Consider the following 14,695-nt stretch of genomic DNA (forward strand, 5'->3'; position numbering starts at 1 on the left):
GAGGCCGGCGGGGCCGGCCTCCCGCTCCGCGCGGCGGGTGTCAGTGCGCCCAGCCCGAGGTCCGCCAGGCGTTCACGGCGGGGCGGACGGCGGGGCGGTGCAGGCGGGCGCGGTCGTTCCAGGGGGACGCCGGGCCGGCACCGGCCAGACGCGCCGCCTCGGCGGCGGCCTGCGCGGCGGCGGCCCGGGCCTGGACCACCGCCAGGACGGTGGCCAGCTCCTCGGGGGTCGGCTGCCCGTGCAGTACGTGGATCGGGGACATGGCTGCTTCTCTCCCGACAGGGACGGGGCCTACAGGGGGATGTTGCCGTGCTTCTTCGGCGGCAGCACCTCGCGCTTGCCGCGCAGCGCCCGCAGACCGCGGACGATGTGCCGGCGGGTCTCGCTCGGCGCGATCACCGCGTCCACGTAGCCGCGCTCGGCCGCCAGGTACGGGTTCAGCAGGGTGTCCTCGTACGAGGCGATCAGCTCGGCCCGCTTCTCCTCGACGGTGCCGGCCGCCTCGGCCTCGGCGATCTCCCGGCGGTGCAGGATGTTGACCGCGCCCTGCGCGCCCATCACGGCGATCTGCGCGGTCGGCCAGGCCAGGTTGAGGTCGGCGCCCAGGTGCTTGGAGCCCATGACGTCGTACGCGCCGCCGAAGGCCTTGCGGGTGATCACGGTGATCAGCGGGACGGTGGCCTCGGCGTAGGCGTAGATCAGCTTGGCGCCGCGCCGGATGATGCCGTCCCACTCCTGCTCGGTGCCGGGCAGGAAGCCGGGTACGTCGACGAAGGTCAGCACCGGGACGTTGAACGAGTCGCAGGTGCGGATGAAGCGGGCGGCCTTCTCGCTGGCGTTGATGTCCAGGCAGCCGGCCAGGTCCATCGGCTGGCTGCCGACGATGCCGACGGACTGGCCCTCGACCCGGCCGAAGCCGGTGATGATGTTGCCCGCGTACAGCGGCTGGGTCTCCAGGAACTCGCCGTCGTCGACGATGTGCTCGATCACCGTGCGCATGTCGTACGGCTGGTTCGCCGAGTCCGGCACGATGGTGTCGAGTTCGAGGTCCTCCTCGGTGACCGTGAGGTCGGCCTGCTCGGGGTAGGACGGCGGGTCGCTCAGGTTGTTCGACGGCAGGTACGAGAGCAGGCTCTTGACGTACTCGATCGCCTCCTTCTCGTCGGCGGCCAGGTAGTGCGCGTTGCCCGACTTGGCGTTGTGGGTGCGCGCGCCGCCCAGTTCCTCCATCGCGACATCCTCGCCGGTGACGGTCTTGATCACGTCCGGGCCGGTGATGAACATGTGCGAGGTCCGGTCGGCCATCACCACGAAGTCGGTGATCGCGGGGGAGTACACCGCGCCGCCCGCGCAGGGGCCCATGATCAGCGAGATCTGCGGGACGACGCCGGAGGCGTGCACGTTGCGCCGGAAGATCTCGCCGTACAGGCCGAGCGAGACCACGCCCTCCTGGATCCGGGCGCCGCCGGAGTCGTTGATGCCGATGACCGGGCAGCCGGTCTTCAGCGCGAAGTCCATCACCTTGACGATCTTCTCGCCGAACACCTCGCCGAGCGAGCCGCCGAAGACGGTGAAGTCCTGGGCGAACACGGCGACCTGGCGGCCGTCCACGGTGCCGTAGCCGGTCACCACGCCGTCGCCGTACGGCCGGTTCTTCTCCTGGCCGAAGTTGGTCGAGCGGTGGCGGGCGAACTCGTCGAACTCCACGAAGGAGTCCTCGTCCAACAGTTCCGCGACCCGCTCGCGGGCGGTCAGCTTGCCCTTGGCGTGCTGCTTCTCCACGGCCTTCGCGGAGCCGGAGTGCACCGCCTCGTCCAGCCTTCGCCGCAGGTCGGCGAGCTTGCCGGCGGTGGTGTGGGGGTCGTACGACGCCTCGGTCATCCGGTGGCTCTCCCTGATCCATGGCCGCGACCTGTTCGAGTGCGCGCGGGGCCGGGTGGTGGCCCCGCGCATGAGGGCAGGGCGGCGCTACGAACTACCGCTGGGTAGCGTAGCCAGCGCGGAGGGCGATGCGGCACGTCCTGGCGTCATGACCATCGACACAGTTCTGTTGACGGGTGTTCTGCGGGACGATGGGGCGGCCTGCGTCCCGGATCGGTCCTAGGGTTTTCCCATGACCGCACCCGAGACCCCCCGCCGCAGCGGACTGCGCGGCTTCGGCCACGCCGGACCGTCGCCCTGGACCGACCTGGACCGTCCGCCGCTGGACGAGGAGGCGCTGCGCCACGATCTGCTCGTCCCGGGCGGCCTGTGGACCTCGCTGGACGTCGTCGCCGAGACCGGCTCCACCAACAGCGACCTCGCCGCCCGGGCCGCGGCGGGCGCCGCCCAGGGCGCGGTGCTGGTGGCCGAGGCGCAGAGCGCCGCCCGCGGCCGGCTGGGCCGGCAGTGGACCGCCCCGCCCCGCTCCGGGCTGTTCCTGTCCGTGCTGCTGCGCCCCGAGGGGGTGCCGGTCGAGCGGTACGGCTGGCTGCCGATCCTGGCCGGGGTGGCCGCGGCCAGCACGCTCGGCCGGGTCGCCGGGGTCGAGGTCGGCCTGAAGTGGCCCAACGACCTCCAGACGGAGATCGACGGCGCGGAGCGCAAGCTCGGCGGCATCCTCACCGAGCTGTCGGGCGGCGCGGTGGTGGTCGGCATGGGCCTCAACGTCTCGCTGCGCACGGAGGAACTGCCCGTCCCCGCCGCCGCCTCGCTCGCGCTGGCCGGCGCCTCCACCACCGACCGGGGCACCCTGCTGCGCGCCCTGCTGCGCGAGCTGGCCGAGCTGTACCGGGAGTGGACGGCCGCCGCGGGCGACCCGCACGCCAGCGACCTGCTGCGCGCCTACGCGGACCGCTGCACCACGCTCGGCCGCCGGGTGAAGGTGCACCTGCCGGGCGACCGCGAGCTGGTCGGCGAGGCGGTGGCGGTGGACGGCGACGGGCGGCTGGTGGTCCGCACGCCCGACGGCGTACGCCGGGCGGTCGGTGCCGGGGACGTCGTCCACGTGCGCCCCGAGGCCCGCTGAACGGCAGTCTTCACCACCCCTTGACCCGGGCTGATGCCCCGGATCCGACGATTCCGTGCGAACATTCCACCTGGCAGCGGTGTGAGGCGCGCCACTGTCCGCCCGGGTGGCGGACGGCGCGCCCGGACAGGTAGGACACGAGGCGAGTGCGGCGATCGCACGGGGACGGACCGGTGGCAGAGGACGGCAGCAGCGGCGCGACGGCGGGCAGCAACGACCCCACGGTCGCGCTCGAACTGGAACGCCTGATCCTGGACGCGCCGCGCCGCTACACCCCGTACCAGGCCGCGCGCGCCGCCGACGTCCCGATGGAGCTGGCCACCCGGTTCTGGCGCGCCATGGGCTTCCCCGACATCGGTCAGTCCCGCGCGCTCACCGACGGCGACGTGATCGCGCTGCGGCGCCTGGCCGGCCTGGTGGAGTCCGGGCTGCTCAGCGAGTCGATGGCGATCCAGGTGGCCCGTTCCACCGGTCAGACCACGGCCCGGCTGGCCGGCTGGCAGATGGACACCTTCCTGGAGAACCTCACCCAGTCCGTCGAGCCCGGGCTGACCCGGGCCGACGTCGCGTACCCGCTGGTCGAGCTGCTGCTGCCGGAGCTGGAGCAGTTCCTGGTGTACGTCTGGCGGCGCCAGCTGGCGGCCGTCACCGGCCGGGTGGTGCAGGCCGCCGAGGACAACGAGATCACCAGCGGACGGCTCGCCGTCGGCTTCGCCGACCTGGTCGGCTTCACCCGGCTGTCCCGGCGGCTGGAGGAGGAGGAGCTCGGCGAGCTGGTCGAGACCTTCGAGAACACCTGTTCGGACCTGATCGCCGGCCAGGGCGGCCGGGTGATCAAGACGCTCGGCGACGAGATCCTCTACGTCTCCGAGGACCCGGCGACCGCCGCCGAGATCGCGCTGAGCCTGATCGAGGCGCTGGCCGGGAACGACACCATCCCGCCGCTGCGGGTCGGCATGGCCTTCGGCACGGTCACCTCGCGGATGGGCGACGTCTTCGGCACCACCGTCAACCTGGCCAGCCGGCTGACCTCGATCGCCCCCAAGGACGCGGTGCTGATCGACGGCGAGTTCGCGGCCGCGCTGGAGCAGAACGGCAGCGTCGCCCCGGCCGACTCGGAGGGGCCGGGCCTGGCCGAGGCGCTGTCGGCCGCGGCCGGGATGCCCGCCTCCGGGCTGCCGATGCCGGGCCCGGAGGCCGGGGCCCGGTTCCACCTGCAGCCGATGTGGCGGCGGCCGGTGCGGGGGCTCGGACTGGTCGAGCCGTGGCTGCTCACCCGGCGGCTGAAGGCCGAGTAGCGCTCCGCCCGCGGAGAGGGCGAACAGCGGGCCGTCCGCGGGGAAGGCGAATAGCGCTCCGTCCGCGGGGAAGGCGTGGGAGCGGAGAAGCCGTCCGCGGTGCGGAGGAGGCTGCCCGCGGTGCCGAGGTCCGTGGGCGCGCTTTCCTGCGATGGGTGCGGCTCTCCCGCGGCGGGTACGGCTTCCCGGGTGCCGAACGGTTGAAACCCGTACGGTCGGCTGCGGGTCCGTCCGGGCAAACGGGGCATAACTGAATGAAACCGCCATAGTCTTGGTGCAAGCGGCCGGTCGGGTGCGGCCGGTCGGCGGGGGTCTGGCAGGACCGAGCACAGGGAGCGAGGCGAGCCGGTGAGCAGCGAGGCGATCATGACGGACCGCGACTGCGACTGCGGCCGTCCGCGGAACCCCGACCCGCTGCCCGACCTGAGGCTGCAGTCCGTGGTCGAGCTCGCCCAGGACATGGCCGCCGCGCTCACCCCGCTGGAGGCCGTCCGGGCCGCCGCCACCCGGGCCACCGAGGCGCTCGGCGCCACCATGGCCGCCGTCTCGGTCTGGGACCGGGAGTCCGGCCGGCTGCGGGTCCTGGTCAACCACGGCGAACTCGCCCCGGGCGAGGAGGAACTGCCCGAGGACGAGTCGTACCCGGTCGCCGACTTCCCCGAGATCGTCACGTACCTGGAGGAACGCTGGACCACCGGGCGGCTGCCGCGCGCCTGGCTGCAGAGCGCCGAGAACAGCGAGCCGCACGCCGGGCACACCCACCCGACCGCCGGCGCGTACTGCCAGGAGCGCGCCGCGGCGCTGCGCCGGCGCGGGCGGGCCTGCTGCGTGGTCGCGCCGATCGTGCTGCACGGCCAGGCCTGGGGCGAGCTCTACCTCGCCCGGTCGGCCGGGATGCCCGGGTTCACCGAGGGCGACGCCGACTACGCGACACTGCTCGCCGCCCAGGTCTCGGCCGGGCTGGCGCAGACCGAGCGCCTCGCCGACCTGCGCAAACTCGCCTTCTCCGACCCGCTCACCGGCCTGGCCAACCGGCGGGCCGTCGACGCCCGGCTGGAGAGCGCGCTGGGGGCGCACAACCGGGACCACACCGTGGTCTCCCTGGTGGTCTGCGACGTCAACGGACTGAAACGGGTCAACGACCAGCTCGGCCACGAGATGGGCGACCGGCTGCTGGAGCGGTTCGCCCACCAGCTCTCGCTGGCCGCCGCCAAGCTACCCGGCAGCCTCGCCGCCCGGCTCGGCGGCGACGAGTTCTGCCTGCTGGTGGAGGGGCAGAAGGCCGACGAGGTGGTCGCCGTCGCCGAGGAGCTGTGCGCCCGGGCGCTCGCGCTCTCCGAGGGCGAGGGCGTGGCCTGCGGCGTCGCCTCCACCGGGGACTCGATCGGGCCCGTCACCACCCCCGACCGGCTGTTCCGGCTCGCCGACGCCGCCCAGTACCGGGCCAAGGCGGCCCGGGCCGCCCACCCGGTGGTCGCCGGGCGCAGCCACGGCCCCGGATTCTCGCCCGACCCCACCGTGCTGCTCGCCGACGCCGCCGACCCGCACCACCGGGCGGACGGGCGGCGCGGGCCGAACGGCCGGGCCGGGGCGGGCGACCGGCGGCGGTTCCGCGGCGCCGCCCACAGTGCCGATCCGGGGCAGCTGCTCACCGCCGTGCTCGCCTCCCTCGACCGGGCCGCCGCGGCCCGGGCCGTCCACCCGGCGGACACGCTCGGCAAGCTGGTCGTGGTCGCCGAGGCCGCCGCCCGGTTGCTGGACGCCGTCGGCTGGTGGGTCTCGTACGTTCCGCCCGGCTCCCAGTTCATGCGCACCGCCCAGCACGCCGTCTACCGGATGACCAGCGGCCCCGCCAACGCCCGCGCCGAGACCCAGCGGGCCCGGATCGAGGCCCCCGACGCGGTCTTCGACCTCCGGCACTACCCGATGACCCGCCGCGCCGTGCGCGGCGGCGCCTTCGCCCTGCGGTCGGGCGCGGCCGGCAACGACCCGGCGGAGGAGGCGATGCTCGTCGTCTCCGGCTACCGGGGCATGGTCGCGGCGGGCGGCCAGAACCCGGCCGGCGGCTGGCTGGTGGAGCTCTTCGCCGACGATGCCACCCTGCCGCTGGGCCAGGCCGCCTGCGCCATGCGGGCCCTGGTCTCGGTCGCCCTGGCGGGCCCGGCCTCGCCGCCGGCGGTCTGAGGAGTCGGCCCCGGTCGGGGCCCGTCGGCGGACCCGGCGACGGCGTCCCGGGCGCCTCGCCGTCGGTACGGCTCCCGCGGTGGGTCCGGCGGTGGGTCCGGCGCGCCGTTCACCCGGCCCGCCCTCGTGTCGCTGCTCCGCGTGCCGGTGGCGGTGGTGGCCGTGTGCCGGTTCAGGCGCCGCGGCCGCCGTCGGCGGCGGGCGGGGCGAGCGCCCGGAGGGTGGCGTCGACCAGGAGGTCGGCGTGCTCGTGGGTGAGCGGGCCGAGCCTGAACTGCCAGCGGTAGTTGAGCGGGCCGTAGAAGAGTTCGACGGCCAGGTCGAGGTCGGCGTCGGGGGCGATCCGGCCGGCCTCGCGGGCACGGCGCAGGCGGTCGCGGGTGGCCTCCAGCAGCGGGTCCAGCAGGCGGGTGCGGTACTCGGCGTGCAGCGCGGGGTCGTTGAGGATCTCGGCGAGGAGCGCGCGGAAGGTGCGGTCGGCGCCCGGGTCGGCGAGCTCGTCGCTGGTGGGGCGCAGGACGGCGCGGAGGTCGGCGGCGAGGTCGCCGGTGTCGGGGAGGGCGAGGCTGCCCTCGTGCTCGCTCGCGGCGAGGAAGGCGTCGAAGACCACCGCCCCCTTCGAGGGCCACCACCGGTAGATGGTCTGCTTGCCGACGCCGGCGCGGGCGGCGATCGCTTCGATGGTCAGCTTGCCGTAGCCGACCTCGGCGACGAGTTCGGTGGCCGCGGTGAGGACGGCGGCGCGGGCGCGCTCGCTGCGGCGGGCGGGGTCGGGGGCGGTTCTGGAAGTCATGGGAAAAATTCTATGCACAACAGCGAGACGAACCGTATTGTCTTCTCAAGCAACAGCGAGACGGTCCGTCTCGTCTTCACCGCTGCCCCCGGAGGTGCCCGTGAACCGCCCCGCACACATCCTGATGGTCTCCATTCCGGCCCATGGCCACGTCAACCCCAGCCTCGCCGTGATCACCGAGCTGGTCGCCCGCGGCCACCGGGTCAGCTACGTCAACGACCCGTCCTTCCGGGAAACCGTCGAGTCCACCGGCGCCGCCTTCGTCCCGTACCCGACGAAGCTGCCGCTCGCCGACGACCCGGACGGCTGGATGGAGGATCCGGTGGCGATCCAGGAGCTGTTCCTGGACGATGCGCTCTCCATGTGGCCCGTCCTCCTGGAGGCCTTCGCCGACGACCGGCCCGACCTGGTGCTCTGCGACATCGCGGGCTTCGCGGCCCGGGTGCTCGGCGAGCGGCTGGGGGTGCCGGTCGTGCAGCTGTCGCCCACCTTCGTCGGCTGGGAGGGCTTCGAGCAGGACCTCGCGGAGATGTTCGAGGCGATCCGCACCGGTCCGGGCGGTGCCGAGCACTACCGCCGGTTCGCCGACTGGCTGGCCGAGGCCGGTGCGGCGGAGCGCGACGTGGACGCCTTCAAGAACCGCCCGGAGCGGGCGATCGCACTGGTCCCGCGCGCCCTGCAGCCCAACGCCGACCGGGTCGACGAGCGGCGGATCAGCTTCGTCGGGCCCTGCTTCGGCGACCGCGCCCACCAGGGGCGGTGGGAGCGGCCGGCCGGCGCCGAGAAGGTGCTGCTGGTCTCGCTGGGCTCGGCCTTCACCCACCAGCCCGCCTTCTACCGGGCCTGCGTCCGGGCCTTCGGCGAGCTGCCGGGCTGGCACACGGTGCTCCAGATCGGCAGCCGCACCGACCCGGCCGAGCTCGGCGAGGTGCCGGACACCGTCGAGGTGCACCGGTGGGTGCCGCAGCTGTCGGTGCTCTCCCAGGCGGACGCCTTCGTCACCCACGCGGGCATGGGCGGCTCCAGTGAGGGACTGTTCCACGCCGTGCCGATGATCGCGGTGCCGCAGGCCACCGACCAGTTCGCCAACGCGGACGCCCTGGTGGGGCTCGGCGTCGCCCGCCGGCTGGACACCGAGCAGGCCACTGCGGAGGCGCTGCGCGCCGCCCTGCTGGAGCTGGTCGGCGATCCGGCGGTGGCCGAGCGGCTGCGCGAGCTGTCCGCCGCCGGGCGGGCCGAGGGCGGCACCGCCCGGGCGGTGGACCTGATCGAGGCCGAGCTCGTGACGTGACGCGGAGGCGGCCCGGGGGCCGCGGTGTGCGGCGCCGGCCCGGAGGGCGGAGAATCCGGATGGCGAGCACCTGTTGTCATATCTTCATTCACCTGATGTGATGGTGTATATGGATATGCACAGTGCTGTGGCCCCCGACGCTCCGCTGGTCCTGGTCGGCAAGGCCGACGTCAGCGCGCAGGACGTCCTCGCCGTCGCCCGGGGCAACGCCCGGGTCGAGATCGGCCCCGACGCGCTGGCCGAGATGGCGACCGCCCGCGCGCGGATCGACGCCCTCGCGGCCGAGCCGCGCCCCGTCTACGGCGTGTCGACCGGCTTCGGCGCGCTCGCCGTCCGCCACATCAGCCCCGAGCTGCGCGCCCAGCTGCAGCGGTCGCTGGTGCGCTCGCACGCCGCCGGCATGGGACCGGCGGTCGAGCGCGAGGTGGTCCGCGCGCTGGTGTTCCTGCGGATGAAGACGCTGGCCTCCGGCCGTACCGGCGTCCGGCCGCTGGTCGCCCGGACCATGGCCGCCCTGCTCAACGCGGGCATCACCCCGGTGGTGCGGGAGTTCGGCTCGCTCGGCTGCTCCGGCGACCTCGCGCCGCTGTCGCACTGCGCACTGGTCCTGATGGGCGAGGGCACCGCCACCGGCCCGGACGGCGTGGAGAAGCCCGCCGCCGAACTGCTCGCCGCCGCCGGGATCGAGCCCGTCGAGCTGCTGGAGAAGGAGGGCCTCGCCCTCATCAACGGCACCGACGGCATGCTCGGCATGCTGGTGATGGCCATCGCCGACCTCCAGCGGCTGTTCACCACCGCCGACATCACCGCCGCGATGAGCCTGGAGGCGCTGCTCGGCACCGAGAAGGTGCTCGCCCCCGAGCTGCACGCCCCGATCCGTCCGCACCCGGGCCAGGCGCTGAGCGCCGCCAACATGCTCGCCGTCCTCAAGGACTCCGGCCTCACCGGCCACCACCAGGACGACGCGCCGCGGGTCCAGGACGCCTACTCGATCCGCTGCGCCCCGCAGGTCGCCGGTGCCGGCCGGGACACCCTGGAGCACGCCCGGCTGGTCGCCTCGCGCGAACTGGCCGCCTCGGTCGACAACCCGGTGGTGCTGCCGGACGGCCGGGTGGAGTCCAACGGCAACTTCCACGGCGCCCCGGTCGCCTACGTGCTGGACTTCCTCGCCATCGCCGCCGCCGACCTCGGCTCGATCTCCGAGCGCCGCACCGACCGGCTGCTCGACAAGGCCCGCTCGCACGGCCTGCCGGCCTTCCTGGCCGACGACCCGGGCGTGGACTCCGGCCTGATGATCGCCCAGTACACCCAGGCGGCGCTGGTCAGCGAGAACAAGCGGCTCGCCGTCCCGGCCTCGGTCGACTCGATCCCCTCCTCCGCGATGCAGGAGGATCACGTGTCGATGGGCTGGTCGGCCGCGCGCAAGCTGCGCCAGGCCGTGGCCAACCTCGGCCGGATCCTCGCCGTCGAACTCACCGCGGCCGCCCGGGCGCTGGAGATCCGTCAGCAGGCCGACGCGTCGGGCCGCGTCGCCCCGGCCACCGCGGCCGCCATGGCCGCCGCCCGGGAGGCGGGCGTCGGCGGCGCCGGCCGCGACCGCTTCCTCTCGCCCGACCTGGAGGCCGCCGCCGAGCTGGTCGCCTCCGGCGAGCTGGTGCGGGCGGTCGAGCGGGTCACCGGCCCGCTGGCCTGAGGCCCGGCCGGTTAGGGTCGTGGCGTCGCCGCGGAGTGACGGGGGCTCAGTCCCAGTCGCTCCGCGGCGAGCGCTCCGCGCGGTCCCGGCGGTTGCGCAGCTCGCCCAGGGCGGCCGCCAGGTTGACCCCGACGATGCCCGCCCAGCAGACCACCAGACCGGCGAAGCCGCCGCTCTCCGGGCTGCCCGCGATCGCCGTCAGCGGGATGCCGAGGACCAGCGAGGTCACCGCGAGCCCGGTGTTGGAGCGCTTGCCCCAGCCCGAACGGCGGGACTGCCCCCGGTGGGGGGACCGCGGCTCGTAGTCGTCCAACCGCTGGGCCACCGACCGCTCGACCCGGGCGTCCAGCCGGGCGTCGAGCCGCTTCATGAAGGAGTCGACGAGTGCGTCCTCGTACTCCTTGCCGAGCTCCTTGCGGGCCTGGAGGGTGGCGTCGAGGTCGCGCCGCAGTTCGTCCTGACGAGTGTCCATGGATCCAGGGTGGGGGCGCCGGAGCCCCCGGTCCATCCGTTCGCAGGAGGAATCCGGGCGGGCTCAGGGACAAATCAGGGTTACCCCGACCCGGCCCGCCCGACCGCCGGCCCGCCCGACCGGTCCGACCCGCGGGGCGTCCCACCGGACGTTCCGCCGTACGAGACGTCTTTGCCAGGTGCGGTCCGCTCCTGCACAGTCGTCGTCCGACCCCCTCGCACCCGGAGGTACCGCTGATGACCGCCACCGACGAGACCGGCAGCGTCGGCCCCTCCGCCCGGCTGCTCCAGCTGTTCGAGGGGCACCGGCTGACGCCGACCCAGCGCCGGATCGCCCACTCGCTGGTGCGGCACGCCACCGAGGCGCCGTTCCTGTCCAGCGTCGAGGTCGCCGAACTCGCGGGCGTCAGCCAGCCCTCCGTCACCCGCTTCGCGGTCGCGCTCGGGTACGACGGCTACCCGGCGCTGCGCAAGCAGCTGCGCGAACTCGGCGGCGGCGAACAGGCCGCACCGGAGACCCCGGACGACGCGGTGCGCAACGAGCACCAGCAGGCCGTGCTCGCCGAGATCGCCCACCTGCGCCACCTCGCCGAACTCCTCGCCGACCCGGAGCCGATCACCCGGGCCGCCCGGCTGCTCGCCGCCTCCCGCCCGCTGCCGGTGCTCGGCCTGCGGGCCGCCTCGGCGCAGGCGCGCGGCTTCGCCTACTTCGCGGCCAAGGTGCACCCGGACATCCGGCTGCTGGACGAGGGCGGCAGCATGCTCGCGGACCGGCTGGAACAGGCCCGGGCGGCCGGGGCCAGCGCACTGCTCTGCTTCGCGCTGCCGCGCTACCCGCGGGAGCTGATGGACGCGCTGACGGTGGCCCGCGAGTGCGGGCTGACGGTGCTCACCGTGGCCGACAGCGCCTTCGCGCCGGTCGCCAAGCTGTCCGACCTGATGCTGCCGGCCGCCGTCGGCACCGGGCTGGTCTTCGACACCGCGTGCGCCCCGATGATGCTCGGCCGGGTGCTGCTGCAATCCATGTGCGACGAACTGCCGGGAGCGGAAGCCCGGTTGGAGGCGATCGAGCAGTCGGCGGCGGCGCGCGGCCTCTTCCTGGAATGAGCGTGGAACAAGCACGGCCCGGAACGGCGGCGGGGGAGTAGCCGTCACAAACCCGGGCATCCCCTCCTGCAGGGGGTGCCACCCATGCACGTGATCCACGAGATGAAGTTCGTCGCCCGCCTCTCCTCGGGCGCCGACGAATGGTCCTGCCCCGCCTGCGGACGCCGCGTCACCCTGCGGCGCCTGCCCGAACCCGAACTGACCGTCCTCGACCCGGGCGACGAGTCGGCCGTCCACGTCGGGGTCATCGAACCCGACGCCCGCGCCGTCGCGGCCGCCGAGAAGTACGGCCTCGGCCCCGTCCAGAACATCCCCCGCCCGCCGTCCCCGCCCGCCCCGGACGCCGACGACCGCCGCTGGCTCGCCGAGATCGGCATCGACTGGGACGGCGGTGCGGCGGCCTGACTCAGCCGCGCGGCGCGTACAGCGGAAGGCCGGAGGTGTCCAGCTCCGCGGGCAGCGGCGCGGGCAGCGGGACGGCCTCGCCGTACGTGCCGCGCAGGACGCCCTGGTACTCGCCGTCGCGGGGCCGGGTGTGGAGTGTCCAGGTGCCCTTGCGGGGGTCGACCGTGAGGAGGACCGGAACGCCGGCGATCGCGTACCAGCTGGTCCTGGCGGCGATGTGGGTGATGAGCGAGGGGCCGGGAACGACCTGAACGGCGAGAGCGGCATGGCGGGGATCGGCTCGCCAGTCGTCCTCGTTCTCCCAGTCGACGGGCAGCACGATCAGGTCGGGGTTGGCGTAGTCGTCCTCGTCGTCCGGTAGGGCGACCGATGACGACTCGTAGGCGCCGAGGTTCGCGGGCAGCTGCGGTCCGAGGCCTTCGCGCAGGTGGTGCACTGTGCCGGCGTGTTTCCCTCGGCGGGGAGGCGACATCAGCAGCGTGCCGCCGATGATCTCGACCCGCAGCCCGGTACGCCGCTCGATCCCTTCGGCGGTGCGGCGCAGCCTGCCGGAGCGTGCCGGAACAGCTGCCATGGCGTCCTCCGCTGGGCCGATCGGCTGGTGCTTCCGGCCGCAGGCTACTGGTGGCAGGCGTTCCGGTTCGGGCGTTGATCGGATGCTTTCGGGGTCTGGTCGAAAGCCGACTGTTTAGTTATATTCAATCGAACATAGCTTGAATGAATCCATCCGCAGGGAGGCCGAACTATGGTGCAGCAGGCGAGCGGGCCGCGTGAGGTGCGCGCGGCGCGTGGGACGGGGCTGACGGCGCAGGGGTGGCAGCAGGAGGCGGCCCTGCGGATGCTGATGAACAACCTCGACCCGGAGGTGGCCGAGCACCCGTCCAAGCTGGTGGTCTACGGCGGCACGGGCAAGGCCGCGCGGGACTGGCGCTCCTTCGACGCCATGGTGAGGACGCTGGAGGGCCTGAAGCAGGACGAGACCATGCTGGTCCAGTCCGGGCGGCCGGTCGGCGTGATGCAGACCCACGAGTGGGCGCCGCGCGTGCTCATCGCCAACTCCAACCTGGTCGGCGACTGGGCCAACTGGGAGGAGTTCCGCCGGCTGGAGAGCCTCGGGCTCACCATGTACGGGCAGATGACCGCCGGCTCGTGGATCTACATCGGCACCCAGGGCATCCTCCAGGGCACCTACGAGACCTTCGCCGCCGTCGCCAACAAGCGGTACAACGGTTCGCTGGAGGGCACCATCACCCTCACCGCCGGCCTCGGCGGGATGGGCGGCGCCCAGCCGCTGGCCGTCACCATGAACGGCGGCGTGGCGATCTGCATCGACTGCGACCCGTCCCGGATCTCCCGCCGGATCGAGCACCGCTACCTGGACGTCGAGGCCAAGAACCTCGCGCACGCGCTGGAGCTGGCCACCGCGGCCCGCGACAAGAAGCAGCCGCTCTCCATCGGCCTGCTGGGCAACGCCGCCGAGCTCTTCCCGCAGCTGCTCGCGATGGACGCGCCGATCGACATCGTCACCGACCAGACCAGCGCCCACGACCCGCTGAGCTACCTGCCGATCGGCGTCGCCTTCGACGACATGGCCACCTACGCGGCCGAGAAGCCCGCGGAGTTCACCACCCGCTCGCGCGAGTCGATGGCCAAGCACGTCGAGGCCATGGTCGGCTTCCTGGACCGCGGCGCCGAGGTCTTCGACTACGGCAACTCGATCCGCGGCGAGGCCCAGCTGGCCGGCTACGACCGCGCCTTCGCCTTCCCCGGCTTCGTCCCCGCGTACATCCGCCCGCTGTTCTGCGAGGGCAGGGGCCCGTTCCGCTGGGCGGCCCTGTCCGGCGACCCGCAGGACATCGCCAAGACCGACAAGGCCGTGCTCGACCTCTTCCCGGAGAACGAGTCGCTGCACCGCTGGATCAAGATGGCCCAGGAGAAGGTGCACTTCCAGGGCCTGCCCGCGCGCATCTGCTGGCTCGGTTACGGCGAGCGCGACAAGGCCGGCGAGCGCTTCAACGACATGGTCGCCTCCGGCGAGCTGTCCGCGCCGATCGTCATCGGCCGCGACCACCTGGACTGCGGCTCGGTCGCCTCCCCGTACCGGGAGACCGAGGCGATGCTGGACGGCTCGGACGCGATCGCCGACTGGCCGCTGCTCAACGCCATGGTCAACGTGGCCTCCGGCGCCTCCTGGGTCTCCATCCACCACGGCGGCGGCGTCGGCATCGGCCGCTCCATCCACGCCGGCCAGGTCACCGTGGCCGACGGCACGCCGCTGGCCGGCGAGAAGATCCGCCGGGTGCTCACCAACGACCCGGGCATGGGCGTCATCCGGCACGTCGACGCCGGCTACGACCGCGCCGACGAGGTCGCCGCCGAGCGCGGGGTCCGGATCCCCATGAACCAGCACAGCCCGATGGGTGAGCTGTGACAGCACCCTCGTTCG

The 14,695-nt window shown here is 73.7% G+C and carries 12 protein-coding genes and 1 pseudogene; 8 read left to right on the forward strand and 5 right to left on the reverse strand.

From position 1 onward, the window contains the following. Nucleotides 1-40: 40 nt before the first annotated feature. Both ACWGJO_RS30990 and ACWGJO_RS30995 read right to left on the reverse strand, forming a co-directional pair. Nucleotides 41-262, reverse strand: coding sequence for an acyl-CoA carboxylase epsilon subunit (locus ACWGJO_RS30990; protein ID WP_401045301.1), 222 nt, complete (start codon nucleotides 260-262; stop codon nucleotides 41-43). Between the two features lie 29 nt (nucleotides 263-291). Then, complete coding sequence (locus ACWGJO_RS30995) at nucleotides 292-1,881, reverse strand: acyl-CoA carboxylase subunit beta (protein WP_359906088.1); 1,590 nt, start codon at nucleotides 1,879-1,881, stop codon at nucleotides 292-294. A 232-nt stretch (nucleotides 1,882-2,113) separates the two neighbouring features. On the opposite strand from ACWGJO_RS30995, the gene ACWGJO_RS31000 reads away from it, so the two are divergent. The 3 genes and pseudogenes from ACWGJO_RS31000 to ACWGJO_RS31010 form a co-directional block, all read left to right on the forward strand. Further along, entirely contained in the window at nucleotides 2,114-3,007 is an 894-nt protein-coding gene (locus tag ACWGJO_RS31000; protein WP_401045298.1) for a biotin--[acetyl-CoA-carboxylase] ligase, read from the forward strand. Nucleotides 3,008-3,180: 173 nt separating this feature from the next. Further along, nucleotides 3,181-4,305 (forward strand): adenylate/guanylate cyclase domain-containing protein, encoded by a 1,125-nt coding sequence (locus ACWGJO_RS31005; protein WP_452188798.1) that lies wholly within the window; start codon nucleotides 3,181-3,183, stop codon nucleotides 4,303-4,305. A 459-nt stretch (nucleotides 4,306-4,764) separates the two neighbouring features. Beyond that, a pseudogene (locus ACWGJO_RS31010) lies at nucleotides 4,765-5,907 on the forward strand (diguanylate cyclase domain-containing protein); the annotation flags it as partial. A 754-nt stretch (nucleotides 5,908-6,661) separates the two neighbouring features. On the opposite strand, the gene ACWGJO_RS31015 reads toward ACWGJO_RS31010, so the two are convergent. Continuing rightward, the gene (locus ACWGJO_RS31015; protein ID WP_452188799.1) at nucleotides 6,662-7,282 is read right to left on the reverse strand and encodes a TetR/AcrR family transcriptional regulator; all 621 of its coding nucleotides are present in this window, start codon (nucleotides 7,280-7,282) and stop codon (nucleotides 6,662-6,664) included. A 124-nt stretch (nucleotides 7,283-7,406) separates the two neighbouring features. Between ACWGJO_RS31015 and ACWGJO_RS31020 the strand changes: the two genes are divergently transcribed. Both ACWGJO_RS31020 and hutH read left to right on the forward strand, forming a co-directional pair. Next, entirely contained in the window at nucleotides 7,407-8,573 is a 1,167-nt protein-coding gene (locus ACWGJO_RS31020) for a macrolide family glycosyltransferase (RefSeq protein ID WP_452188825.1), read from the forward strand. A 115-nt stretch (nucleotides 8,574-8,688) separates the two neighbouring features. Then, complete coding sequence (gene hutH / locus ACWGJO_RS31025) at nucleotides 8,689-10,266, forward strand: histidine ammonia-lyase (RefSeq protein ID WP_452188801.1); 1,578 nt, start codon at nucleotides 8,689-8,691, stop codon at nucleotides 10,264-10,266. Between the two features lie 46 nt (nucleotides 10,267-10,312). Here the strand turns inward: hutH and ACWGJO_RS31030 are convergent, their stop codons facing one another. Beyond that, complete coding sequence (locus tag ACWGJO_RS31030; RefSeq protein WP_387736327.1) at nucleotides 10,313-10,738, reverse strand: hypothetical protein; 426 nt, start codon at nucleotides 10,736-10,738, stop codon at nucleotides 10,313-10,315. Nucleotides 10,739-10,974: 236 nt separating this feature from the next. Here ACWGJO_RS31030 and ACWGJO_RS31035 point away from each other — a divergent pair, with 236 nt between their 5' ends. Next, nucleotides 10,975-11,844 (forward strand): MurR/RpiR family transcriptional regulator, encoded by an 870-nt coding sequence (locus tag ACWGJO_RS31035; RefSeq protein WP_224278798.1) that lies wholly within the window; start codon nucleotides 10,975-10,977, stop codon nucleotides 11,842-11,844. 84 nt (nucleotides 11,845-11,928) lie between these two features. After that, nucleotides 11,929-12,249: a hypothetical protein gene (locus tag ACWGJO_RS31040; protein WP_359906104.1), complete on the forward strand. Its 321-nt coding sequence runs from the start codon at nucleotides 11,929-11,931 to the stop codon at nucleotides 12,247-12,249. Nucleotide 12,250: 1 nt separating this feature from the next. Here ACWGJO_RS31040 and ACWGJO_RS31045 read toward each other — a convergent pair whose 3' ends face one another. After that, entirely contained in the window at nucleotides 12,251-12,823 is a 573-nt protein-coding gene (locus ACWGJO_RS31045) for a Uma2 family endonuclease (RefSeq protein WP_452188803.1), read from the reverse strand. Nucleotides 12,824-12,994: 171 nt separating this feature from the next. On the opposite strand from ACWGJO_RS31045, the gene hutU reads away from it, so the two are divergent. Further along, a complete protein-coding gene (gene hutU / locus ACWGJO_RS31050; protein WP_452188805.1) occupies nucleotides 12,995-14,680 on the forward strand; it encodes a urocanate hydratase in 1,686 nt (561 codons plus the stop codon). Nucleotides 14,681-14,695: the final 15 nt, after the last annotated feature.

The sequence above is a fragment of the Kitasatospora sp. NPDC054795 genome, assembly GCF_053611565.1.